Genomic DNA, 22,848 nt, shown 5'->3' with positions numbered 1-22,848 from the left:
CACTAATTATCTAAAATTATCCCTTAACAGGTTTTGTAGTTTCTTTTTTACCAATATGCTTAGCATAGAATCCCATCATAGCTTTATACATTGCTATAGAGTTTTCTTCTTTACCAAAACCGTGACCTTCATCGTATCTTACCATATATGGCACATCAAATCCTTTATCACGCAACGCTTTTACGATTTGATCAGATTCATCTATATTAACACGTGGATCATTAGCTCCTTGTACTACAAATAAAGGCTTCTTTATTTTATCAATTTGATATACTGGAGAAACTTCTTCCATAATTGCCTTTTCTTCTGCAATATCCTCATCATACCAAATCTCTTTTATAATTTTTAAATATGGTTTCCAATACGGAGGAATCGTTTTCATAAAAGTAAATATGTTAGAAACTCCCACATAATCTACACCACAGGCATATAAGTCTGGAGTTTTAGTCAATCCTCGTAACACTGCATATCCACCATGACTACCGCCATAAATTGCCACTCTATCCTTATCTACCCATCCTTGATCTATTACATACTGTAATCCATCTTCTACATCGTCCATTGCCTTTCTTCCGATTTGCTTAAATCCTGTTTCTAAGAATTCTCTACCATAACCTCCAGAAATTCTAAAGTTAACTTGCAATGTTGCGTATCCTCTACTAGCAAACAATTGTGACTCTGGATTGAATCCCCAAGAATCTCTTATTCCTTGTGGTCCTCCATGTGGATTCACTACTAACGGAACCTTTTTGCCTTGTACAGCTTCTTTAGGTAATGTAATATATCCATGAATTGTCAATCCATCTCTACTCTTGAAAGTGATTGGACGCATTTCTGCCATATCATTTTCTTTCAGCTGCGGCATTAAGTTATACAGCAACTTAAACTCACCCTTTATCGCATCATATGAATAATATACTCCATATAATTTATCACTTTGTAAGAAGATCAAATACTTATCTTCTTCATCTGTCTTATCAGCAATAGAATACTGGTGATCTGGAAACTTTTTAGTAATTTTTTCGTGTAACTTTTTATAATAATCACTTACAGGAATGATTACTCTTTTCTCTCCCTGATAAGAGAAATAATCAAGTTCATACCCTCTTTTTCTTGATAAAGAAAGATTAGAAACATCATACTTATCATTAGAAAACAGTTTCTTGATTACTTTATCTTTCTTTAAATCGTATAAGTAAATTTGAGACTTATCAGTATCAAGATTAGAAACGACATAGGCATCGTGTGGATTATCTGTAGCGTAATCATAGTTTAGAATAGAAAAAGTGTCTTTCCAATTCATTTTTTTAAGAACCTCATATTTTCCATCTTCTGTTGCATAGTAAAAATCTATGTTTACTCCATCCCTTATTTTACCATACCCTTTAAGATTACCATCCTTATCAAAACTATATCCTGCAATCGGATTAGCCGCATCTTCATTTTTAAACAGTTGTTTGATTTCTCCTGTGAGGATATTTATTTTATATGGTTCAAAAATTTGTTTATTATTTTTATTCATTGAGATGATCATATGATTCACATCTTCTTTCAAACCTTCTAAAATATTAACTTGTACACCTTCATATGGCGTTAACTCCTTTTGATCCGTTCCATCAATATTAGCTGCAAATAAATGATAATCCTCATTTCCGCCTTTATCCATAACATACACCAATCGTTCATTATTGGCCCAACCGTATCCACGTATTAACTCTTCTTTTTCTTCAATTACACGAGTCACCTTATCGGTAGCTATTTCTTTTACATATACATGGTTTTTACTATTATCATCTTTTTCTCTATAAGATAAATACTTCCCATTAGGAGAAAACTGAAAAGATCTTGCTTTAGGTCTCGCAAAATAATCTTCTACAGAGTACTTATAATTTCCCTTATCTAGATTTGCTATTTTTTCTAATTCAGTATCAGAAGAAACCAATGCTGGATTTCCAGGTATTGTTTTCTCTGATTTTTCCATTTCTAATGGTAGTTCCATTCCGCCTTGATAAAAAGTTCCTATTAATTTTGTAGCTTTTAGAGATGCAACATACTTGATCCCTGCTTTTTTAAATACTAAAGTTAATTGATTGTTCTCAAAAACAGTAGTATCCATTGGAATTCCACTAGCTCCTTGAGAAGGGCTATCCATTTTAGAAGATAAACTTCCTTCTTTTTCCTCTATATGAAATACTAGAGGCATTTCAGTTCCCTGGACAGAAAGCTTACCTTTCCAGGTTCCTACTACTTCTTGTCCATTCATTTGAACAAAGGATATGCATAGTATCACTATGAATGCTCCTTGCAATGTTTTTAATATTTGTTTCATCGTTTATAAGATTGATTAAAAAAAAAGTGAATGTTTACGAAGTTAGTAATCAACAAATCATTTTTGTTACATTATTATCTAAATTTTAACACAAAAATCACTCACAACTCACTGAATTTCAATATTAAAATAAAATCAACAATCTGTTCAAAAGGTTTTGTAATATAACTTTACTTTATGCGTATCTGTTACAGTTTTCATAAAGATTATACTACTATCGAAGGTTTTAGTACTTTAGATTGGTAACACAAATCATAACATCATGAAAAGAATTTTAATTACACTTCTTTCTATTGGTATACTTAGTAGCTGCAATCAAAATAACAAAGAAGACAATAAAGAAACTAAAGTTGAAGTATCTGAAGAAATAACTCCTGTAGAGCCTAATGGTGGTATTGGTAATGGAGCGTTATCAATTTCAGATCATTTTACCAAGAGTATTGAAAAAACCCATAAGAAAGATAAATTCTTAAGTCATAAGGCGGTTAGTTTCGATATTAATATCATCTTTAACGGAAAGGAACATCTTGATGGAAAAATAACCATGCTTACGAATTCTTCAAAAATTAGGATCGACAAAAAAGATGAGAGTACTTTAATATATGATGGAGAAAAGATATACTTATATCCAGCGGATGCAAATGATAAAGGAGCTCGTTTTGATATGTTTACCTGGACATACTTTTTTGGACTACCATATAAACTAAGTGATCCTGGAACCAAATGGGAAATGCAGGAAGATCGAAAACTTAATAATATCGCTCATAGCACTGCTAAACTTACTTTTGAAGCTGGTACAGGTGATGCTCCAGACGATTGGTATGTCATCTATGCCGATCCCGTTGCTAAATCATTACAAGCTGCAGCATATATTGTTACTTATGGAAGTGATGGTGACACCTCTAAGGCAGAAGAAGATCCACATGCTATACGTTATAAAGAATTTACAAACGTAAATAATATTCCTTTTGCAACTAAATGGGAATTCTATGGATGGACATCTGAAAAAGGAATGACCGACAATCTAGGAGAAGCTACGATTTCTAATATTACTTTTTTAGACAATGAAGTACAATTATTTGATGGTCCTGAAAATGCTAAGGTAATAGAGTAATAGTATCATGATGATTCAAAACTATATAAAAACATCTTGAATTTCAAGGTGTTTTTTTGTATCTTTAGTAGACAGTTTTATTTTGAATTAAAATTCACTCACATGACTCCGCTTTTTAAAAAACTACAATTGCCCCCTACTCTGGATGAAATCTTAATTCTAAATGAACCCGAAGGGTTTTGTAAGGAATTGGATTGCCTAAAAGATGTGATCATTAAAGAATCATTAATACAAGTATCCGAAGTTGATTTTGCTTTGGTTTTTGTTACTGAAAAAAAACAAATAGAAAATCGAATTGAAACTGTGTATCCAAAACTCGTAGGAGATGCTATTCTTTGGTTTGTATATCCTAAAAAAAGCTCTAAAAAATATACTACAGAAATTACAAGAGATCACGGATGGGGAGTTTTAGGAGATTATAATTTGGAACCAGTACGACAAGTTGCTATTGATGAAGATTGGACTGCATTACGTTTTAGAAAAGTTAGTTTTATAAGAAAAATGACTCGAAGTAAAGATTTTGCATTAAGTAGTGCTGGGAAAGCAAAAACCACAGGAGTTTAATGAATTGGCACTTATATATTTTATCTGGGATATTTATTATCGCAGGTACTTTTCATCTAATTAAACCTAAGGCATTTATGAGAATAATGCCTTTATACATTCCATATCATAAAGCACTTGTTTACCTTAGTGGTATTGCTGAAATAATTGTTGGTATCGGCGTGCTGTTTACCCAAGTCAGATCATATGCTATATGGGCAATCATTATTATGCTTATCGTCTTTTTTCCTGTTCACATACATATGTTAGTAAACAAAAAAGCGAGTCTTAAATTACCTAAGACAATTCTAGTCTTTAGATTGTTGCTTCAATTTGGTCTTATATATTGGGCATACTTGTACGTATAAACTATACTATACTTTGGATTTATTCTCTTCAAAAAATACTCCAATTCAGTTACAAATACCAGATGGAGATGTAATATTCTATCCATATTTTTTTGAAAAGACTCAAGCAGATCAATTATTTGAAATATTATTAAAATCAGTTCAATGGCAACAAGATGAGATCAAAATATTTGGTAAAACGCACCCACAACCACGTCTTACTGCATTATATGCCAATAATAAAAACACATATTCGTATTCTAATATCACAATGACACCACATCAATTTACAGAAGAGTTATTGATGATTAAAAATAACATTGAGCGTATTATTTCTGAGAAATTCACCACTTGTTTACTCAATTTATACAGAGATGGTCAAGATAGCAATGGTTGGCATGCTGATGATGAAAAAGAATTAGGATCAGAGCCTGTTATTGCTTCTGTAAGTTTAGGAGAAGAAAGGTGGTTTCATTTTAAACACAAAACAAAAACACTGAAACAAAAGCTTTTATTACCTCATGGAAGTTTATTAATAATGAAAGGAAAAACCCAAGAAAACTGGTTACATCAAATACCAAAAACAAGAAAAATAATAAAACCACGTATCAATCTAACCTTTAGATCAATCCATTAGAAAACCCTTGTAATGTATTACAAGGGTCTATATAATCAAACAAAATCAACTTATGAAAAAACCCTTATTTAAGGGGTTTCTTTTATTTTTTTTATATCATTAAAAATGAATCTCTGGTATAATCTGCAGATTTAAGGTTATAATTCTCTTTTTTCAATAACACTAGTGTTACTAAGAAACAACCAGCGTGTAATAGTGATAGTTCTGGTGAATTAGCATCTATTAAGAAAAACGCTAAAAACGAGAACAAAAATATCGCTCCAATCAGTACATTTCTTGTAAAAAACCCTAATGCCAAAAAAGATCCAATAACAAATTCTTCAAATGGAACTAACGGAGCCAGTGTCTCTATGAAACTAAAATTAAATATTGTGGTCTTAGTAAAATGAGCATCTATCTTATTTAAAAACTCAGAATAAAAAATCACATTGTAAGCCGCATGTAATACTAAAAAAACTCCGAAAAGTATTCTTACTAAAGTGTATAAATAAACTCTAAATTTCATCGAAGATTTGTGTTAAAATTTCGTACTGCAAAAATATATACTACACTCTGCTATGTTCTTGTAAAATTTCGGAAATAACTTGTAAAAAAAACATAACTAATTAACTATCAACAAAATCAAACGTTTTCGTTAATAAAAACCCAAGCATAAAACGGTAAAAATCGTTTGATTTTATTTTTGTAACTTTAAAACAAAAGAGTTGATTATGAATCGTTATACCTTACACGAAACCTTTGTTGTACATCAATATTCATTTGATAAATGGGAAGCGGAACCACATAATCACAATTATTTTGAAATCATTTTTGTTGAGCACGGAAGTGGATATCATACCATTAATGGTATTAGATTTCGATATAAAAAAGATGATATTTTTTTATTAGCTCCTGAGGATACGCATCATTTTGAAATCGAAAAACATTCAGGATTCACTCATTTTAAATTTACAGAACTTTTATTTTCGAGTAAAGTCAATTTACCCGATAGGAAATACTGGTTACAAAGAATTGAACAACTTTTACATCATCCAAACATTATTCCAGGCGACGTAATTTCTCATGAAGAAGATCGTAGAATTATCTGGGACATACATAATGTGGTGATGGAAGAATTTAAGAACGAAAAAATATACTATCAAGAAATCATTTCGAATGCCATTAGTACTATTTTAAGCATTATCGTGCGAAACATATCTGCTAAATACAGTTCCAGTAATAAAACAGTTACGGTAAATGATTCCAGAATTGATCAAATTCTTGGTCATATTCGGCAGAACGTATATGATAATGATCTTACTAAGATTAGTTTTATGGCAGATAAATTTAATATGTCTCAGAGTTCTATTAGTACTTACTTCAAGAAAGCTACGGGAGAATCTATTCATCAATATGTTACCAAATATAAAATGAAACTGGTAGAGTACCGGTTACAAAATACCGAATTTACGATTGCAGAGATTGCTTACCAATTAGGATATACGGATGAAAGCCACCTTACTAAAACTTTTAAAAAGTACTTCTCCATGTCTCCTAAACAATATCGTAATGACATGGCAATAAGCAATTAGCAATTATATTTTACCCAAAAATATCATTCAATATTTTAGCCAATCGTATCCCACCTTTCTGTAATTGAGAACGCACTACAGGAAAGTGTTCATACATATATCTATATCCAAGTTTTTCTCCAACATTAGCAGAAGCGTATACCTTTTTAGCCAAGTCCTGAGACTCATATATCCAATCAATAACCTCTCCTTTTTGTATTGTTTCTACTTCTAATAAGGATAATTCATCAGCATTGTTTGCTAACTCTGTATAACTCATATCATAATAATCAATCATTTCACTATCCCATACTCTATGTAGGTTGGATCCATTTCTAAACCATTGCACCTGAATATCATTTCCTCCTTTGTCTTCTCCTCTACCCACATGAAGTGGTTGATGTAAATCTCCTACAAAATGAACCAACATTTTAAGATAAAATTCTTTATCCTCTATGGATGAAGTTTCACTTTTTAATATTTTAATACATTTTTTTATCCCTTGAACAAGATCACCGAATTTACTAGGGGTTTCTTCTCCATATTTCTTATCAAAAGAAAAATTAACATAATGCCATGGACTATATCCTTTATATCGATCATCGCTTTTTATTTCATCTGCATAAATAGAAACAAACGCCAATCCATGACCTTTAAGAAGTTTAGCTATATTTCTTTTTGCTTTTTTAGTAAGATAATTATTGGCAATTTCTCCTGTAACTCTATGTCCCGTTTTCCCCCAATCTTCTGTTTCCGAAAAACTATTAAAAGAAAAACTTAAAAGTACTAAAAGTATAATGTAGCGCGTATTCATTCGTTTATATTTTGAAGCAAAGATAAAAAAGGGTATGTTAGTGAATCGTTAAATGTTATTTTTAACACAGAATATTTTTTCCAAAAAAAGAATTGAACCTTTAAAAATATGATCACGCAATTGTCGTTTCATAAATACTTATCCTATAAACCCCTATGTGTATGAAAATAAGGTTTTCAATACTAATGATTGCCATTTCGACATTTTGTTTTTCTCAAGACAAAGAAGAAAAAGAATATAACTCTGCAACTGTACGAGTAAATCGATTTATTGAAGGTACCCTAACAACTCCTTACTCGGATGATAGTGTACCTCTTGTCATTTTTATTATGGATGCAGGAGCCATAAATAGAGAAGGAAATGATAGAATGTCTAAGAATGATGCCTTTAAATTATTAGCGATTGATTTGGCCAAACAAGGAGTTGCGGTGTATCGTTATGATAAAAGGCTTTTTAAAATTGATGCTTATGGTATTCGAGAACATGAAATATCATTAGATCATTTTATAGAAGATGCTGAATCGATTGTTGAATATTTTAGAAAAAATGGAAACTACACAAAGATTGTCCTAGCTGGTCATGGTCAAGGATCTTTGGTAGGAATTTTGGCTTCTAAACAAAATGTCGATGGATTTATATCTATTGCTGGAAATGCACAATCGGTAGATCAAATTGTGATACAACAGTTAGAAAAACAAGCTCCAGGACTAGATAAAAGTGCAGCTGTAGCTTTTGCTGATTTAAAAGAAAAGGGAAGAGCCATGAATTATGATCCTGCATTAGAGTCGATCTTTGGTTACAACTTACAACCCTTTATGAGATCTTGGATTAAATATACTCCAGCAGATGAGATACAAAACTTAGATATTCCTATTTTAATTATGCAAGGTGACAAGGACCTGCAGGTAGAAGTTGCTGAGGCAGAAAAATTAAAGGAAGCAGTTCCCAATGCAGAATATGTAATTATTGAAAATATGAATCATATTTTAAGGGAGATAAAAGGTAGTCGATTAGAAAACCACAAATCATATAATGAATACTGGTTAAAAATCATGCCTCAAGTTACAACCACTATTGCTAACTTTGTTACAAAGTAACCAATCCAGAATAAAATATTAACCCAAATCTAAAATTATTGAATCCACATCGCATTGTATTTTCAGATATTGATGGAACCCTTCTTAATGCTGAAAGAGAATTATCAGATGCTACTATTTCTGAAATAAAACGTATTAAAGATCATATTCCCGTTGTATTGATTTCTTCTCGTATGCCAAGTGCTATGACTCATTTACAAAAAGAGCTAGATATTCTGGATACTCCACTAATCTGTTATAATGGCGGATTAATTTTAGTAGACAAAAAACCTATTCATTCTACTTTTATTTCAACGGATATTATTCAAGAACTTTACAATTTTAACGTAGACAATTTATTTCATATTAGTTTATACCACAACGATGAATGGTATGTGCCAGAAATGGATTTTTGGGCAAATAGAGAAGCTCAGAACACCAAAGTGATTCCTGAAATAAAACCTACAAACATGGTGATCGATCAATGGAAAAATGAGCATAAAGGAGCACACAAAATCATGTGTATGGGTGAGGAAAAATATATAGATAAAGCATTTGGTTTTTTGGAACATAATTTTGGAGACAGATTACATTTATACCGTTCTAAACCTACGTACATTGAAATTGCACATAAAAGTATTTCAAAATTAACTGCCATAGAATTACTTTTAAAGACACATTATAAAATTTCTCTTTCGGATGCAGTAGCATTTGGCGATAATTATAACGATATTGCTATGATAAAAGCTGTTGGTACAGGAGTTGCTGTTGCCAATGCTAAACCAGAAACCCTAAAAATTGCTGATGTGATTACACTATCTGGAAAAGAAGATGGTGTAGCTACATATATAAAAAACAATATTTAAAACTTGTGCTAAGAAAAATTAAACCGATTAAAACCCTATTTTTTTCAATTGTTATATTCAATTTTATTCTAGGTTGTAAAACTGTAGAATCACCTGTATACGTAGACAACACTCCTATTTCTGCTTCATTAGATTTAGTAAATGTAATTAATGATAGAATACAGGTAGAAATAAAAACTTCTAATATAAATACAGATACAATTAGTTATTACATCCCTAAAATTGTTCCTGGTACATATCAAAATAACAATTTTGGAAAATTTATAGAAGATTTTAAGGCTTTTGATCATCAGGGCAACCTATTATATGTTCAAAAATATGGTGATAATCGTTGGAAAATAGATAATGCACAACAATTAAGTAGTATTACATATTGGGTTAATGATACATTTGATACCGAAAACACTCACGATATATTTTCCCCAACGGGTACCAATATTGATAAGAACAAAAATTTCATCCTGAATCTATATGCTTTTGTAGGTTATTTTGACAAAATGAAAGAACGAAATTATAAGGTGTTTATAAAACGCCCGATTAATTTGGAAGCTTCTACTTCTTTAACTGAATTTTTACCAAAAGAACCAGAAGAAGGTGTTAATTATGATACTGATCTTTTTGTTTTTAAAAGATATAATGATGTTGCCGATGCTCCTATTATGTACTCAGAACCAGATCGAGTAATTTTTAATATTAACGAAGTTGAAGTTTTATTAAGTGTTTACTCCCCAAACCAAGTACATCGTGCCGCTCAATTGATGCCACAAATGGAAAGAATGGTTAGAGCACAAAAGAATTTTTTAGGTAGTATAAATACGACAGAAAAGTATAGTGTATTATTATATTTATCTTCTTCTAAAAACGATGATGCCAAAGGCTTTGGTGCATTGGAGCATAACACCTCTACTGTAGTAGTGTTACCTGAGTCTATACCGCTAAAAAAACTAAACGAATCTCTTACGGATGTCGTTTCTCATGAATTTTTTCATATTGTTACACCACTAAGTATTCACTCTGAAGAAATCCATAATTTTGATTATAACAATCCTAAAATGTCTAAACACCTTTGGTTATATGAAGGTACTACAGAATATTTTTCTATACTTTTTCAGATTAATCAAGCACTCATAACAAAAGAAGAATTTTTTGAAAGAATTCTGGAAAAAGTAAATGCTTCCAAAGAATTTGATGAGATGATGTCTTTTGCTACGATGAGTAAAAATATTTTGAAAGACCCTTATCGTCAGAATTATCGTAATGTATATGAAAAAGGCGCATTAATTTCTATGTGTATTGATATTATTATGCGAGAAAAAAGTAGCGGAGCATATGGAATATTAGACCTTATTACTGGTTTATCTAATAGATTCGGAAGTGAAATTCCGTTTAAAGACGATGAGCTTATTAATGTAATTCAAGAAATTTCATATCCTGAAATATCAGATTTTCTAAAATCTCATGTAATCAATAATACGCCAATCGATTATGGGTATTACCTAGGAAAAGTTGGATTAATGTTTAGCACTATAGAAATCCCTTCTGAATACTTTATTCACGAACAAGAACCTTTTATAAAAGGTTCTGAACCTACAAAAGAGGTTGTTTTTACCAAAGGAGTTGAACATAATAAATTTCTTAAAAAATCAGGTATTAAAGGAAACGATGTGTTGCTTAGTATCGATAATAAAAAATACACCATTAAAAATATATATGATCTTTTTAGTGATTCTAATCGATGGAAAATCGGTGACGATATCGTTTTTGTAATTAAAAGAGATCAAAAAGTAATGACATTAACCTCTAAAGTAATTTCTCCAACAGTAGAGAAAGTAGTTATAAAACAAAACCCCAATGCCTCTGATGCACAAATAGAGATTCTAAAGAGTTGGATTAACGATTGAGCCTAATTTATTTAAATCATTATTAATTGATTTACAAACAGAAAGAACCAAGCATTGAATTATCAAACATCATTAAATGTTTTTGGATGATAGATAGTGAAGGTGATGATCGTATTAAAAGAGAAAAAATTATTCCCGATGGATATCCTGAAATGATTTTTCATTATGAACAACCTTACAGAACAAACATTAATGGAGATTGGTTTGAGCAAGAAATGGATTTAATTGCTGGACAAATCAAGAATTATTTTTATCTGGAGAATACTGGAAATACAGGAATGTTTGCTATCAAATTTCAACCTTGGGCATTAAAATGTCTATTTAACTTAGATATGCACACTATTACAGATAAAGTTATTAATATCCCGAAGAATATTCTGCATTCTATAAAACCTGTCAAAAATTATGCAGTAACAAATACAACCTTTGATCAAAAGGTAAAACAAATTGAAAACTATCTTCTTGATTTTACTACATCAAAAAACATTCAAAATTCCAGAGGTCAAAAGGCTGTTCAACTAATTATTGATCAAAAAGGAAAAGTAAAGTTGAGTGATGTATATCATCAAATTGAAATAAGCGAACGAAGCTTTGAGCGTTACTTTAAAACACATATCGGATTGACACCTAAATTATACAGTAGAGTTATTCGTTTTTCTAATATATTTAATCTACTAAATCAAGAAGCTATTAATTGGGCGGATATTACTTATATGGCTGGTTTTTATGATCAATCTCATTTTATAAAAAACTTTAAAGAGTTCACAGGAGAAGAACCTTCTGCATATGGGTTTACCGATGAAAATATGGCAAATTTTTTTCTTAAAAAATGAGATGTCGGTTTTTTACAATACAATAGTTCTTTTCTAAAATATATTTACTTTTTATTAAAACTGAATAATTATGAAAAAAGTAAATCATGTAATCTTTCTATGCATCACCATTTGTTTTCTTTGTTCCTGCAACGCTCAATCCACTATAAATCAGTTAGATTTCATGGAAGGAACTTGGAAAATTGAAAATAAATCTACCTACGAAAATTGGCAGAAAGAAAAAGGAGATCAATTTATTGGCTACTCATATAAACTACAAGAAGGTTCTAAAAAAATAACAGAAACGCTTGCTATTAAAAAAATCGATAACCTATTGGTCTATCAAGCTACTGTTCCTAATCAAAATGCAGGTAAAACGATTTCATTTAATCTAAATACATCCATAAAAGACAAATTCTCTTTTGAAAATTTAGCACACGATTTTCCCAAGAAAATTCAATACCAAAAACTAGATGAATCAACACTATACGTACAAGTTCTTGGTGAAAATGACCAAGGGTTTTCATATCGATTGATAAAACAATAAATAGCGTTTTAAATTACATAAACATAGAGAATAGATTTAGTTATAGATAAAATATAAAGGAGATCAAATTTTAATTCTTCGCAAAAATTGTATTTTGCGTCCCATCTCATTATAAACTAACTCTTACTATGGAAAATGTTCCTTTTTTTACCAATGATACTATTGTTTTTGGAATTCTATTATTATGTCTCGGTGCAGTTTTTTATACTTCTTCTATAAAGACAAGTTTTTGGCAGGGTTTTTACAAATTTGTTCCTGCAATACTACTTTGCTATCTACTTCCTGCCATTTTTAATTCTATAGGGCTCATTTCTCCACATTGGGAAGAATTAGATGCTGATGGTAAACTTATAGAAAAATCATCTAATGTCTATTTTATTGCTAGTAGGTACTTACTTCCAGCTTCGTTGGTTTTGATGACTTTAAGTATTGACTTAAAAGGAATATTTAATTTAGGTCCAAAAGCATTAATTATGTTTGCTACGGGAACCATTGGTATCATTATTGGTGGTCCCATTGCTATTTTATTAATTTCTTTAATATCTCCCGACACTGTTGGTGGAGCTGGGTTTGATGCGGTTTGGAGAGGTTTATCTACACTAGCAGGTAGTTGGATTGGTGGTGGAGCCAATCAAGCAGCTATGCTAGAAATTTATGAGTATAATCCTGATAAATATGGTGGGATGGTTTTGGTAGATATTGTGGTAGCTAATCTATGGATGGCTATTCTACTAATTGGTATCGGAAAAAGTGCTAAAATCGATCGATGGTTAAAGGCTGATAATAGTGCAATTGAATCTCTTAAAAAACAAGTTTCTACCTATGCAGAAAGTGTAACCAGAAATCCAACATTAGCAGATTATATGGTCATGCTTTCTATTGCTTTTACTACGGTTGGACTTGCACATTGGGGAGCTGGTGGGATTTCTAATTTTTTATCAGATAATTTCGAGGTGTTTAATGATAAAAGCTCTGCCCTATCCTCATTCACTTCTCAGTTCTTTTGGATGATTACTATTGCAACTGCCATTGGAATTCTATTGTCTTATACTAAAGCAAAAAAATACGAAGGTGCTGGAGCCAGTAAAATTGGTAGCATATTTATTTACATTCTAGTCGCAACTATAGGAATGAAAATGGATTTAACAATGATTCTAGAAAATCCTGGACTAATTGCTATTGGATTGGTATGGATGACGATTCATGCTGGGTTATTAATTGGTGTAGCAAAACTGATTAAGGCGCCTTACTTTTTTCTGGCAGTTGGAAGTCAAGCAAATGTAGGTGGAGCAGCATCTGCACCTGTAGTTGCAGCGGCTTTTCACCCTTCTCTTGCTACAGTAGGTGTGCTATTAGCCGTTTTTGGATACGTTGTAGGCACATATGGTGCTCTTTTGTGTACGATATTGATGCAAATTGCATCAGGAAGTTAGTTTTTCAATCTAAATTATACCATCTTTGTACTCCAATTTTTTAAAATAAATACCATCAATGCAACGATTTTCTGTTATACTTTTGTTATCCATTCTTATACTAGGTTGTAGTACTCCTAAGAAAAAAGGAAATGTTTCTATAAACGGAACCGTACAAGGGCTAAAAAAAGGAATATTGTATCTTCAAAAAATACAGGATACTATCTTGGTTAATATAGATTCTCTTGTCATAGAAGGTAACCCAGAATTTTCTTTTCAGACAGATGTACAAGAACCTCAGATTCATTATTTATTTTTAGACAAAAATGATGGTTCGCAATATAATGATCGAATTGATTTTTTTGCAGAACCAGGGCAAATCACTATCAATACTTCCTTAAATGGTTTTGAAAAAGAAGCAGTAATTGCAGGTGGTAAGAATCAAATAAAATTACTGGAATACAAAAAAATGAATAAAAGGTTTAATGACAGAAACCTTAGATTACTGAAAGAAGATTTTGAAGCCAGGAAACAAAATGACGAAGAGAAATTGATCAAAAACGATGATGCTTATAAGAAATTATTAAGACAAAAATATCTATATACTATCAATTTTGCTATTAATAACAGAAAACTCGAAGTAGCTCCTTACATTACACTTAATGAAGTTTTTGATGCTAATATCAAATATCTGGATACGGTAGCAAAGTCATTATCTCCTAGAGTACGAAAATCCATCTATGGAAAGCAACTTACGGAGTATCTAACAGAAAGAAAAGCCAAAGAAGCAGAAAGAGTTGAGGAAAATAAGGAGCATTAATTAAAAACTCATTAAGATAGATTACACTTTTTAGGACTCTTACTCAACTAATATTTACAAAAAATCAGGTATGACTATACAATTAGGAATGATCGGACCTTGGCAAATATTATTATTAATTTTATTGATTCTTTGCCTATTCGTTTTTCCTTTTTATTTAGTTTTTTATAAAAGAAATGTACCTGAGCACGGAATACCGATTTTTGCCAAAGTAGTATTAGTGATCACATCACTTACTTGGATTGGTTTAATTTCAGGTTCATATATACTATTTAGGAAGAAAGAATTTGTTGATGGTAAAAATTATAAGTTTAATAAGTCAACCAGGAATTATGGAGCTTTTCTTCTGATTTTAAGTGTCGTATCTACAATCTTTTACCTACTATCTCGAGACACCACAGTCTAAATTAAAAAATGAATATCTGCTATGACAAGAATTAAAATTCTTTCGTTGATATTCATATTAATAGGAATCGTATTATTTATTTTAGGAGTATTATTTAAAATATTACACTGGCCAGGACAATATTATATTTTTATTTCAGGAATAATTTTAATAATAATAATAATGGGAATTGCTTTAATTCTAAAAGGTAATAACGCCAACTAAAACGAAAGTTTTTTTTAGATAATTTTTAGCAAAAATCCTGTCGCTGTTATAATTAGAACTAGTTTCTGATTCAATCTTATTTTGTACCATAAAAAAATCCTAACTTCATATGAAGTTAGGATTTTTACTTTAAGAGCCGATGGAGGGACTCGAACCCACGACCTGCTGATTACAAATCAGCTGCTCTAGCCAGCTGAGCTACATCGGCAAAGCGGTTGCAAATATAATTTCTGTAATCATATTTACAAATACTTTTTAAAAAAAATTATAATGAATTTACTTTTTCTGCTAATGACTTAGCTGTAGCTTCTAAATCGTTTTTAATAGATTTAAAATGTTTAGCCGCATTTTCAATATTACGATCACTAACTCTAGTCATAAATCCGTCAAAAGATGTAATAGCCTCATCAATTATAAGCTCTCCAGCTTTTCTATCCTTACCAGGGTTATTTTCTTCCCAGATATACACTGCTTCTATGATATCACCTAATACATAGTTAATATCTTTTTTAAGATTTCTTTTATTTGCCATTTCTAAATTATTTTCTGCAAAATTAGTCTTTTAAACCATTTATCAAACGGTTTTAGTTCTAAATATAGGTTTGTAAAAGCTTTACTCCTTTTGAGATCACTTTAATTTGCTTTATAGAGGCAGGAACCAAAATGGTTTCACCTAAAGCTATATCCATAGTATTTTCTTCACTTTCTATCATTGCCTGGCCTTCTACGCACATGTATACTACAAAAGAATCTAATCCTACATGAGATAATACCATTTCATGATCTGCTTCAATAATATTAGTAATAAAATGTGGACAGCTTACCAAATCAGTGATTTGATTCTTTTTCAGATTGTAAGTAATTTTATAATCTGAATTACTTTTAAAATCAATAGCTTCTAAAGCATCTTGTTGATGAAGTTCTCGATGGTTTCCATTAGCATCTGTACGATCCCAATCATATACTCGATAGGTGATATCAGAAGTTTGTTGTATTTCTGCTAACAACACTCCTTTTCCGATGGCGTGTATCAATCCAGAATATATAAAAAAAGTATCTCCAGCATCTACTGGTTCATAGTGTAAGATATCTTTAATTGATTTTTCTGCAACGTGCTTTTGATATAGTTCTGGAGTTACTTCTTGATTGAAACCAACAATAATATTAGCATCATTATCTGATTGCACTACATACCACATTTCTGTTTTACCTAAAGAATTATGTTTTTGTTTTGCGATTTCATCACCTGGATGTAATTGTACTGATAGATCCTCCTTAGCATCAATAAATTTAATAAGTAATGGAAACTTAGTTCCAAAACGTTTAAAATTCTTTTCCCCAACCAATTTTTCTTTATAGTCAATCAGAAGGGCTTTCAAAGTTTTTCCTGAAAATCTTCCATTCTGAATTACAGATTGATCTTCTTCTACATCACTTATTTCCCAGCTTTCTCCAGTAGCTGGACCTGAAGATTCTTTACCAAAAACATCTTTTAACTTATCTCCTCCCCATATTTTTTCCTTTAGAATGGGTTTAAATTTTAAAATATATAATGCACCTTTATTCATTCATCATATTTTTTTACCGAAACCAAGGCTTTTTTCAAATGTTTGGATGCATTAATACTATTAAATTTCAATCTAATCACTCCGTTTTTATCTACAACATACGTCTCTCTACCAGGCAAAACACCAAACAATCCTGGTTTAACACCAAAAAGTTTTCTTATCTCGCCTTTTTTATCCGATAAAAACATAAAAGGTAATCTATATTTGTTTTTAAATTTAAGATGAGAATTTACACTATCTGAACTTACACCAATGACATCAACACCTAAGATTTTAAAATCCTCATAACTATCTCTAAAATCACATGCTTCTTTTACACATCCAGGAGTAAAGTTTTTTGGATAAAAATAAATTACAAAAGGTTTTTTGCCTACAAGTTCATTACTATTAAATTTTTCTCCCTTATCATTTTTTGCGACAAACTCAGGAACCTTGTCTCCTATTTCTAATCCCATAAGATCTATTTACCATTAAATATTACAAAATTACGCGGAGTTTCATATAAGGTAACTTCTATATCGTATTGTGGTGCTATCTTTTTTCGAAGTTTATTCCATATTACTATAGCTATATTCTCTACTGTTGGATTAAGATCTTTAAATTCGATAACTTCTTCATTTAAATTCTTATGATCCATATAATCTTCGACTTCGGATTTGATATACTGTTTTAGTATTTTAAGATCAATTAAGAAACCTGTTTCTGGATCAATATCACCAGTTACCCCAACAATGAGTTCATAGTTATGACCATGATACAGTGGGTTACTACATTTTCCGAAAATCTGAAAGTTCTTTTCATCGCTCCAATCTTTTCGATACAATCTATGTGCCGCGTTAAAATGGGCTTTTCTGCAAGCTTTTATTCTCATAATGTAATATGTGAGTAAAATTTATCGAAAATAATCTTAAACCACTCTGTATAGTTTTCTGGAGCCCTTTGTATGTCCATTTTCACATCTTCAATTGGCATCCATTTCCAATCTTCGACTTCTTCAGTATTAATCTTAGGATCATCTTCATAATGTCCTACTAATACATGATCAAATTCATGTTCAGTAAGACCATTATCAAAAGGGGCTTTATATATAAACGAGATTGTATCTCTAAGTGTTGTTGTAAACCCCATTTCTTCTTGCAATCTTCTGGTTCCTGCTTGAATATTTGTTTCACCTTCTCGTTGATGACTACAGCATGTATTAGTCCATAAACCTGGTGAATGATATTTATGATGTGCTCTTTGTTGCAGCATTAGTTCATTCTTGCTATTAAGAATAAATACAGAAAACGCTCTATGCAATAGTGCTTTTTCATGTGCTTCTAGTTTGGGCATTACCCCTATTTGCTCATCATCTTTATTAACTAAAATGACTTTTTCTTCTTCCATTCTTTTGTATTGCTTCAAAATTACAAAATCGCCATAGCAATTCATAATCTATACTCTTTTTGAGATAAACAATGTTGTGTTAAAAGAAAAGACACCTTACTAAATAAGGTGTCTTTTTAGATAGACGTGGATTTATTATTGATTTATATAGGGCTATATATTACTTAACAATGATAAATTCACTTCGTCTATTTAATTGATATTCTGATTTTTTACAATTAGAACCGTTTTTACAATCATTTACGGGTTCTGTTTCTCCATACCCTTTACTTGTTAAACGTTCTGCAGAGATTCCTTTAGCAATCATATAATCTATAGTCGATTTTGCTCTTTGTTCAGACAACCATAGGTTATAAGCATCATCTCCATGACTATCAGTGTGTGATCTTACATCAATTTTCATCTCTGGATATTGATTCATTACTTCTATCACCTTAGCCAATTCTACCGCAGCGTCATTTCTAATATATGATTGATCAAAATCAAAATAAATAGGATTTAAAGACAATACTTTAGCCAGATCATCTCCTACATCAGCAGATTTTACCTTTTTCTCTAATAAAATAGGTGTATCTATTGTTTCTGTTTTCCCAGGTGTATTTACTAATTTTTCTAAAGTTAAGTATGTCTCTTTTTCTGCTCGAACAAAATATTTAGAACTACATTTTACTACTTGACTATATGCCGCATCATCTCCAACAATAAAACTTTCCAATAAATTATTGCTACTATCATATATAGAAACTTTTGCACCAGGTAGTAAGTCTTCAGTATCTTTATCTTTAACGATACCTGCTATTGTAATCTCACAGAAACTTTTAAGATCTTCTAACTGAAGAAAGCTATAAATATCATCTTTTCCTCTTCCTCCTTCACGATTAGAAGAAAAATAACCTCTTTTGGACTCGTCATCTACAATAAATGCGAAATCGTCTTCTGGACCATTCACTGGCTTACCGATATTGACTACCAATTTTTCTTCATCCGTTTGTGGATTAAGACGAGTTACATATACATCTAATCCTCCAAGTCCTATATGGCCGTCAGAAGCAAAATACAGGTCATTATTGGCACTAACAAATGGAAAAGTTTCTTTTCCTTCGGTATTAATTGTATTCCCTAAGTTTTTAGGTTCTCCAAAACTACCATCAGAATTTATAGCAACTTCATAAATATCCGATTGTCCTTCACCTCCTGGCATATCTGAAGAAAAATACAACGTTTTTTCGTCTACACTAAGTGCAGGATGTGCTGTGGAGTATTGGTCACTATTAAAGGATAAATTTTGTGGAGTGGTCCAACCTCCTTGTGTATTTTTATAGGAACGATAAATTTTTAGTTTATTAGTTCCCTTGCTATCACTACCATATTTTCTTCCATCATAATTATTTCTGGTAAAATAAACAGTTTGTCCGTCTTTGGAAAAAACAGGTGTAGATTCATGAAATTTACTATTTAGTTTACTATCAAGTTTTTCAATTTCGGAAAGTTCTCCATTTACTGGATTATATTCTGCTTTAAAAAGATCTAGAAAAGATTCTTCATTCCATTGATGCACACTTTTACGAAATACCAATGTATCTCTTGAAGAGCTAAAAACGACAAATCTTCCAAAAAAGGCAGTTCCAAAATCCGTAAACGAAGAATTAATCGAAGAATTTTCTATTTCAAATCTACCAGATTGAAAATCTATTCTTTTTAGATAATTAGGTTCTTCCTTAAATAATTGAGCTCGCTGATCATCCGAACTAGCTTCAACAAACTTTTTCATGTACACATCTGCATCTTCATAACGTTCTACCGATTTTAGCGTTTGTGCATATCTAAAATAATACTCAGGCTCTACTTCATTAGGATAAGAATTCATTAATTCTTCATACCATTTTGAAGCTTCTTCAAACTGACTATTAAAATAATAGCTATTTCCTAGGTTCTTATAAAGATCTGCACTTTTATAGCCTTTTTTAACAACTTTGAGATATGTTTCCTGAGCATTTATATACTCGTATTTGTCATACTGGTTTTGTGCTGCTTTTAATTTTCTTTCTTGAGAAAAAGCAGTATTCATAAAGAAAAAGCTTATAAAAACGATAAACAACTTATGTAATAATTTCCCCATTTTATTTTGACTCTATTATATATTCTAAAATTAACTTATATAAATTCTTACTTGAATATGGATTATGAAATTAAAAGAAACGAGGTGTTAACATTCGATTATACTTTCTAAACAACTCAAAACGTAACATAACCTCATAACTTCCATCATTAAACTGAGTTCTTCCTAACTCTGTAGATTCCTTATCATATGCAAATCCAATCATTAAAGAATCAGAAACTTGAAAACCAGCAATAGCACTAAAGGCAGCACTCCATCTATAACCAACTCCCAATGTCAATTTATCATACAATAAGAAGTTAGCAGATACATCTACTTGCAAAGGTGCTCCAAACACCAATTTGCTTAACACAGCAGGTTTAAACTTTACACTATCACTTAGATCAAACACGTGTCCAGCTATTAAATAGTAATTAATTCTTTCTTCTGCAATAAATGTAGAAGAGTCGTTACTTCCTACAGTAGCGTCTTCATCAAAATGATCTGTTTCCAATAAATTAGGAGCACTCAACCCTAAATAGAATTTATCAGTATGATAATATATTCCAGCTCCCACATTAGGACTAAATTTATTATCAATATTACTTTCAAAATTAGGGTCGTTAATATCAAACTGAGATAATCTTTGAAAATCAATATTTAAGAGATGTCCACCAGCCTTTACTCCAAAACTTAGTTTTCCTTTATCTGACGTTGGAATTGTATAAGAGAAATCAATATCAAAATACGTTTCATTTGTTGGTCCAATTTCATCGTTAACTATTGATAATCCCAAACCTACTCTATTATTATCTCCTATAGGTGTATTTAAAGTTAATGTCTGTGTTCGAGGAGCACCATCTAAACCAACCCATTGACTTCGATGCAATCCCATTATACTCATCACACCTCTACTACCTGCATATGCTGGATTTACACTAATAGTATTATACATATACTGAGTATACTGAGCATCTTGCTGTGCGGTACTATAATTTGTAATCAGACCAAATGTAGTCAGCATAAATATTGTTAACAGTCTATTCATAAGTATCATTGTTTGATTTAGGGAATAACAAATATATACTATTCCAAATAAAAATTTATTTGTTTATATATAGGTAACCTGCTTTAGACTTATTAATGTCACTAGCATTTACATATTCTAACACGTAATAATAAGTTCCTACAGGTAATTCTTCTTTCTGTGAAACCGTAACTCTTCCATTACTGATTCCTCTAAATAATTCCACACCTGGTTGTTCATATCCATCTTCTTCGAATACCTGTACTCCCCAACGATTATAAATTCTTAATGTATTGTTCGGGAAATTGTTTAATCCTACAATTCTGAATTCATCATTAATTCCATCTCCATTAGGGCTTATTCCTGTATAAATTACTATGTCATCGTCTAATTCTATTAATATAATCGTTTCATCTTCTCCATCTCCATCTCCATCTAAATCAACATCTGTAGTATCTAATACATCATCAGAAAGGTCAATAACATCATCTCCATTTGGATCCTGACCTGTAACTGTTGCTTGATTTGTTACACTCCCAGATAATACATCTGATGCTGTTAACGTATAGGTAGCTGTAAATGTAGTTTCATCAATTTCTCCCACCGCAAGATCTATTGGTCCTCCAGTAAGCACAATACCAGTTAATGGATCAGTTAGAACAATATTAGTGATATCAACATTTCCTGTATTTTCTACGGTAAAAGTATATTGAATCTCATCTCCAACATTAGGAAGATCATCTCCATTAACATCTACATAAATACCAGTTTTAGTTAATGCTAAATTAGGATTTTGAGGAATCGTTGTAATCGTAGGATCATTTGTAGGATCCAAATCACCATCCTCATCAACGGTCTCATCTCCACTATCCGAAACATCCATAACTCCAATATCATTAGGATCCTCTCCCAATACAGTTGCGCTATTTATCACCTCTCCGTTATTGATATCAGCTTGGGTAAGTACATATGTTGCCGTTGCAGTACCTTGTTCACCAGGAGCTAAGACTGATGGTACTATTGGTAAGTTTACACTTCCCGTTAATATATCATCTATGAAAATATTATCTATTGTTACATTACCTGTGTTAGTTACTGTAAATGTATATGTTATATCATCTCCTACTGAAGAACCATTAATCGATCCAGTTTTAACTAGAGTTAAGTCTGCAACCTGAGTAATAACTGTTACCGTTGGATCATTTGTAGGATCCATATCCGTTGTACCATCTCCATTTGGTGTCTCAACTCCTTCATCTCCTGCATCGGACACATCACTTACATCATCTGGACCACCTTGTGGACTATCTCCTGTAGCTGTAGCGCTATTCTCTACAAATCCTGCATCAATATCAGTCTGAGTGATTGTTTGATTAGCCGTTACAGTTACA

The 22,848-nt window shown here is 31.3% G+C and carries 24 protein-coding genes and 1 tRNA gene; 13 read left to right on the top strand and 12 right to left on the bottom strand.

The window, feature by feature from the left end:
• Positions 1–16: 16 nt before the first annotated feature.
• Positions 17–2,263: a S9 family peptidase gene (locus QBK95_RS14715; protein ID WP_280935633.1), complete on the bottom strand. Its 2,247-nt coding sequence runs from the start codon at positions 2,261–2,263 to the stop codon at positions 17–19.
• A 328-nt stretch (positions 2,264–2,591) separates the two neighbouring features.
• On the opposite strand from QBK95_RS14715, the gene QBK95_RS14710 reads away from it, so the two are divergent.
• The 4 genes from QBK95_RS14710 to QBK95_RS14695 all read left to right on the top strand — a co-directional run bounded on the left by QBK95_RS14710 (position 2,592) and on the right by QBK95_RS14695 (position 4,970).
• Positions 2,592–3,443 (top strand): DUF6503 family protein, encoded by an 852-nt coding sequence (locus QBK95_RS14710; RefSeq protein WP_280935108.1) that lies wholly within the window; start codon positions 2,592–2,594, stop codon positions 3,441–3,443.
• A gap of 102 nt (positions 3,444–3,545) precedes the next feature.
• Positions 3,546–4,007, top strand: a complete 462-nt coding sequence (locus QBK95_RS14705) for a hypothetical protein (RefSeq protein WP_280935106.1) — start codon at positions 3,546–3,548, stop codon at positions 4,005–4,007.
• Positions 4,007–4,354, top strand: a complete 348-nt coding sequence (locus tag QBK95_RS14700; protein WP_280935104.1) for a DoxX family protein — start codon at positions 4,007–4,009, stop codon at positions 4,352–4,354. Before QBK95_RS14705 ends, QBK95_RS14700 begins: the two co-directional genes overlap by 1 nt.
• Before the next feature lie 13 nt (positions 4,355–4,367).
• Positions 4,368–4,970, top strand: coding sequence for an alpha-ketoglutarate-dependent dioxygenase AlkB family protein (locus QBK95_RS14695; protein ID WP_280935102.1), 603 nt, complete (start codon positions 4,368–4,370; stop codon positions 4,968–4,970).
• Between the two features lie 91 nt (positions 4,971–5,061).
• Here the strand turns inward: QBK95_RS14695 and QBK95_RS14690 are convergent, their stop codons facing one another.
• The gene (locus tag QBK95_RS14690) at positions 5,062–5,475 is read right to left on the bottom strand and encodes a DoxX family membrane protein (protein WP_280935100.1); all 414 of its coding nucleotides are present in this window, start codon (positions 5,473–5,475) and stop codon (positions 5,062–5,064) included.
• Between the two features lie 205 nt (positions 5,476–5,680).
• Here QBK95_RS14690 and QBK95_RS14685 point away from each other — a divergent pair, with 205 nt between their 5' ends.
• Entirely contained in the window at positions 5,681–6,541 is an 861-nt protein-coding gene (locus QBK95_RS14685) for a helix-turn-helix domain-containing protein (protein ID WP_280935098.1), read from the top strand.
• A gap of 10 nt (positions 6,542–6,551) precedes the next feature.
• Here the strand turns inward: QBK95_RS14685 and QBK95_RS14680 are convergent, their stop codons facing one another.
• Positions 6,552–7,334 carry a S1/P1 nuclease gene (locus QBK95_RS14680; protein ID WP_280935096.1) on the bottom strand — a complete coding sequence of 261 codons (783 nt, stop codon included), beginning with the start codon at positions 7,332–7,334 and terminating at the stop codon, positions 6,552–6,554.
• A 161-nt stretch (positions 7,335–7,495) separates the two neighbouring features.
• Between QBK95_RS14680 and QBK95_RS14675 the strand changes: the two genes are divergently transcribed.
• The 8 genes from QBK95_RS14675 to QBK95_RS14640 all read left to right on the top strand — a co-directional run bounded on the left by QBK95_RS14675 (position 7,496) and on the right by QBK95_RS14640 (position 15,174).
• The gene (locus QBK95_RS14675; protein WP_280935094.1) at positions 7,496–8,431 is read left to right on the top strand and encodes an alpha/beta hydrolase; all 936 of its coding nucleotides are present in this window, start codon (positions 7,496–7,498) and stop codon (positions 8,429–8,431) included.
• A 38-nt stretch (positions 8,432–8,469) separates the two neighbouring features.
• Complete coding sequence (locus tag QBK95_RS14670) at positions 8,470–9,276, top strand: Cof-type HAD-IIB family hydrolase (RefSeq protein WP_280935092.1); 807 nt, start codon at positions 8,470–8,472, stop codon at positions 9,274–9,276.
• A 5-nt stretch (positions 9,277–9,281) separates the two neighbouring features.
• Positions 9,282–11,177 carry a M61 family metallopeptidase gene (locus QBK95_RS14665; protein ID WP_280935089.1) on the top strand — a complete coding sequence of 632 codons (1,896 nt, stop codon included), beginning with the start codon at positions 9,282–9,284 and terminating at the stop codon, positions 11,175–11,177.
• Positions 11,178–11,203: 26 nt separating this feature from the next.
• The gene (locus QBK95_RS14660; RefSeq protein WP_348637343.1) at positions 11,204–12,010 is read left to right on the top strand and encodes a DUF6597 domain-containing transcriptional factor; all 807 of its coding nucleotides are present in this window, start codon (positions 11,204–11,206) and stop codon (positions 12,008–12,010) included.
• A gap of 70 nt (positions 12,011–12,080) precedes the next feature.
• The gene (locus QBK95_RS14655; protein ID WP_280935084.1) at positions 12,081–12,536 is read left to right on the top strand and encodes a DUF6265 family protein; all 456 of its coding nucleotides are present in this window, start codon (positions 12,081–12,083) and stop codon (positions 12,534–12,536) included.
• Positions 12,537–12,664: 128 nt separating this feature from the next.
• On the top strand, positions 12,665–13,969 hold the full coding sequence (locus tag QBK95_RS14650; RefSeq protein ID WP_280935081.1) for a DUF819 family protein: 1,305 nt from the start codon (positions 12,665–12,667) through the stop codon (positions 13,967–13,969).
• Between the two features lie 58 nt (positions 13,970–14,027).
• Positions 14,028–14,768, top strand: coding sequence for a DUF4369 domain-containing protein (locus tag QBK95_RS14645; protein WP_280935079.1), 741 nt, complete (start codon positions 14,028–14,030; stop codon positions 14,766–14,768).
• 70 nt (positions 14,769–14,838) lie between these two features.
• Positions 14,839–15,174, top strand: a complete 336-nt coding sequence (locus QBK95_RS14640) for a hypothetical protein (RefSeq protein ID WP_280935077.1) — start codon at positions 14,839–14,841, stop codon at positions 15,172–15,174.
• A gap of 338 nt (positions 15,175–15,512) precedes the next feature.
• Here QBK95_RS14640 and QBK95_RS14635 read toward each other — a convergent pair.
• The 9 genes from QBK95_RS14635 to QBK95_RS14595 form a co-directional block, all read right to left on the bottom strand.
• A tRNA-Thr gene (locus QBK95_RS14635) sits at positions 15,513–15,586 on the bottom strand.
• A 57-nt stretch (positions 15,587–15,643) separates the two neighbouring features.
• Positions 15,644–15,910 (bottom strand): hypothetical protein, encoded by a 267-nt coding sequence (locus QBK95_RS14630; protein WP_280935075.1) that lies wholly within the window; start codon positions 15,908–15,910, stop codon positions 15,644–15,646.
• A 58-nt stretch (positions 15,911–15,968) separates the two neighbouring features.
• A complete protein-coding gene (locus tag QBK95_RS14625) occupies positions 15,969–16,946 on the bottom strand; it encodes a type I phosphomannose isomerase catalytic subunit (RefSeq protein ID WP_280935073.1) in 978 nt (325 codons plus the stop codon).
• Complete coding sequence (locus QBK95_RS14620; RefSeq protein WP_280935071.1) at positions 16,943–17,401, bottom strand: peroxiredoxin; 459 nt, start codon at positions 17,399–17,401, stop codon at positions 16,943–16,945. The genes QBK95_RS14625 and QBK95_RS14620 overlap by 4 nt, the downstream gene beginning before the upstream one ends.
• Positions 17,402–17,406: 5 nt before the next feature.
• On the bottom strand, positions 17,407–17,817 hold the full coding sequence (locus tag QBK95_RS14615) for a 6-pyruvoyl trahydropterin synthase family protein (RefSeq protein ID WP_280935069.1): 411 nt from the start codon (positions 17,815–17,817) through the stop codon (positions 17,407–17,409).
• On the bottom strand, positions 17,814–18,332 hold the full coding sequence (gene idi / locus QBK95_RS14610; protein WP_280935632.1) for an isopentenyl-diphosphate Delta-isomerase: 519 nt from the start codon (positions 18,330–18,332) through the stop codon (positions 17,814–17,816). Before idi ends, QBK95_RS14615 begins: the two co-directional genes overlap by 4 nt.
• 160 nt (positions 18,333–18,492) lie before the next feature.
• Complete coding sequence (locus tag QBK95_RS14605) at positions 18,493–20,451, bottom strand: OmpA family protein (protein ID WP_280935067.1); 1,959 nt, start codon at positions 20,449–20,451, stop codon at positions 18,493–18,495.
• A 70-nt stretch (positions 20,452–20,521) separates the two neighbouring features.
• Positions 20,522–21,478, bottom strand: coding sequence for a PorP/SprF family type IX secretion system membrane protein (locus tag QBK95_RS14600; RefSeq protein WP_280935065.1), 957 nt, complete (start codon positions 21,476–21,478; stop codon positions 20,522–20,524).
• 55 nt (positions 21,479–21,533) lie between these two features.
• A partial coding sequence (locus QBK95_RS14595) for a CLIPPER-2 domain-containing protein (protein WP_280935062.1) occupies positions 21,534–22,848 on the bottom strand: 1,315 nt, incomplete at its 5' end.

Origin of the sequence: Aquimarina mycalae (assembly GCF_029906345.1) — a bacterium.
Taxonomy (GTDB): Bacteria; Bacteroidota; Bacteroidia; order Flavobacteriales; family Flavobacteriaceae; genus Aquimarina.
This window is presented reverse-complemented; position numbering and strand designations above follow the sequence as displayed.

Bases quoted from the DNA above. Each gene is read 5' to 3' on its own strand.
- QBK95_RS14640 (WP_280935077.1), top strand. From the start codon at position 14,839: ATGACTATACAATTAGGAATGATCGGACCTTGGCAAATATTATTATTA.
- QBK95_RS14685 (WP_280935098.1), top strand. From the start codon at position 5,681: ATGAATCGTTATACCTTACACGAAACCTTTGTTGTACATCAATATTCA.
- QBK95_RS14700 (WP_280935104.1), top strand. From the start codon at position 4,007: ATGAATTGGCACTTATATATTTTATCTGGGATATTTATTATCGCAGGT.
- QBK95_RS14600 (WP_280935065.1), bottom strand. From the start codon at position 21,478: ATGAATAGACTGTTAACAATATTTATGCTGACTACATTTGGTCTGATT.
- QBK95_RS14715 (WP_280935633.1), bottom strand. From the start codon at position 2,263: ATGAATGGACAAGAAGTAGTAGGAACCTGGAAAGGTAAGCTTTCTGTC.
- QBK95_RS14605 (WP_280935067.1), bottom strand. From the start codon at position 20,451: ATGGGGAAATTATTACATAAGTTGTTTATCGTTTTTATAAGCTTTTTC.
- QBK95_RS14680 (WP_280935096.1), bottom strand. From the start codon at position 7,334: ATGAATACGCGCTACATTATACTTTTAGTACTTTTAAGTTTTTCTTTT.
- QBK95_RS14675 (WP_280935094.1), top strand. From the start codon at position 7,496: ATGAAAATAAGGTTTTCAATACTAATGATTGCCATTTCGACATTTTGT.
- QBK95_RS14690 (WP_280935100.1), bottom strand. From the start codon at position 5,475: ATGAAATTTAGAGTTTATTTATACACTTTAGTAAGAATACTTTTCGGA.
- QBK95_RS14650 (WP_280935081.1), top strand. From the start codon at position 12,665: ATGGAAAATGTTCCTTTTTTTACCAATGATACTATTGTTTTTGGAATT.
- QBK95_RS14615 (WP_280935069.1), bottom strand. From the start codon at position 17,817: ATGAGAATAAAAGCTTGCAGAAAAGCCCATTTTAACGCGGCACATAGA.
- QBK95_RS14645 (WP_280935079.1), top strand. From the start codon at position 14,028: ATGCAACGATTTTCTGTTATACTTTTGTTATCCATTCTTATACTAGGT.
- QBK95_RS14710 (WP_280935108.1), top strand. From the start codon at position 2,592: ATGAAAAGAATTTTAATTACACTTCTTTCTATTGGTATACTTAGTAGC.
- QBK95_RS14625 (WP_280935073.1), bottom strand. From the start codon at position 16,946: ATGAATAAAGGTGCATTATATATTTTAAAATTTAAACCCATTCTAAAG.
- QBK95_RS14705 (WP_280935106.1), top strand. From the start codon at position 3,546: ATGACTCCGCTTTTTAAAAAACTACAATTGCCCCCTACTCTGGATGAA.
- QBK95_RS14630 (WP_280935075.1), bottom strand. From the start codon at position 15,910: ATGGCAAATAAAAGAAATCTTAAAAAAGATATTAACTATGTATTAGGT.
- idi (WP_280935632.1), bottom strand. From the start codon at position 18,332: ATGGAAGAAGAAAAAGTCATTTTAGTTAATAAAGATGATGAGCAAATA.
- QBK95_RS14655 (WP_280935084.1), top strand. From the start codon at position 12,081: ATGAAAAAAGTAAATCATGTAATCTTTCTATGCATCACCATTTGTTTT.
- QBK95_RS14620 (WP_280935071.1), bottom strand. From the start codon at position 17,401: ATGGGATTAGAAATAGGAGACAAGGTTCCTGAGTTTGTCGCAAAAAAT.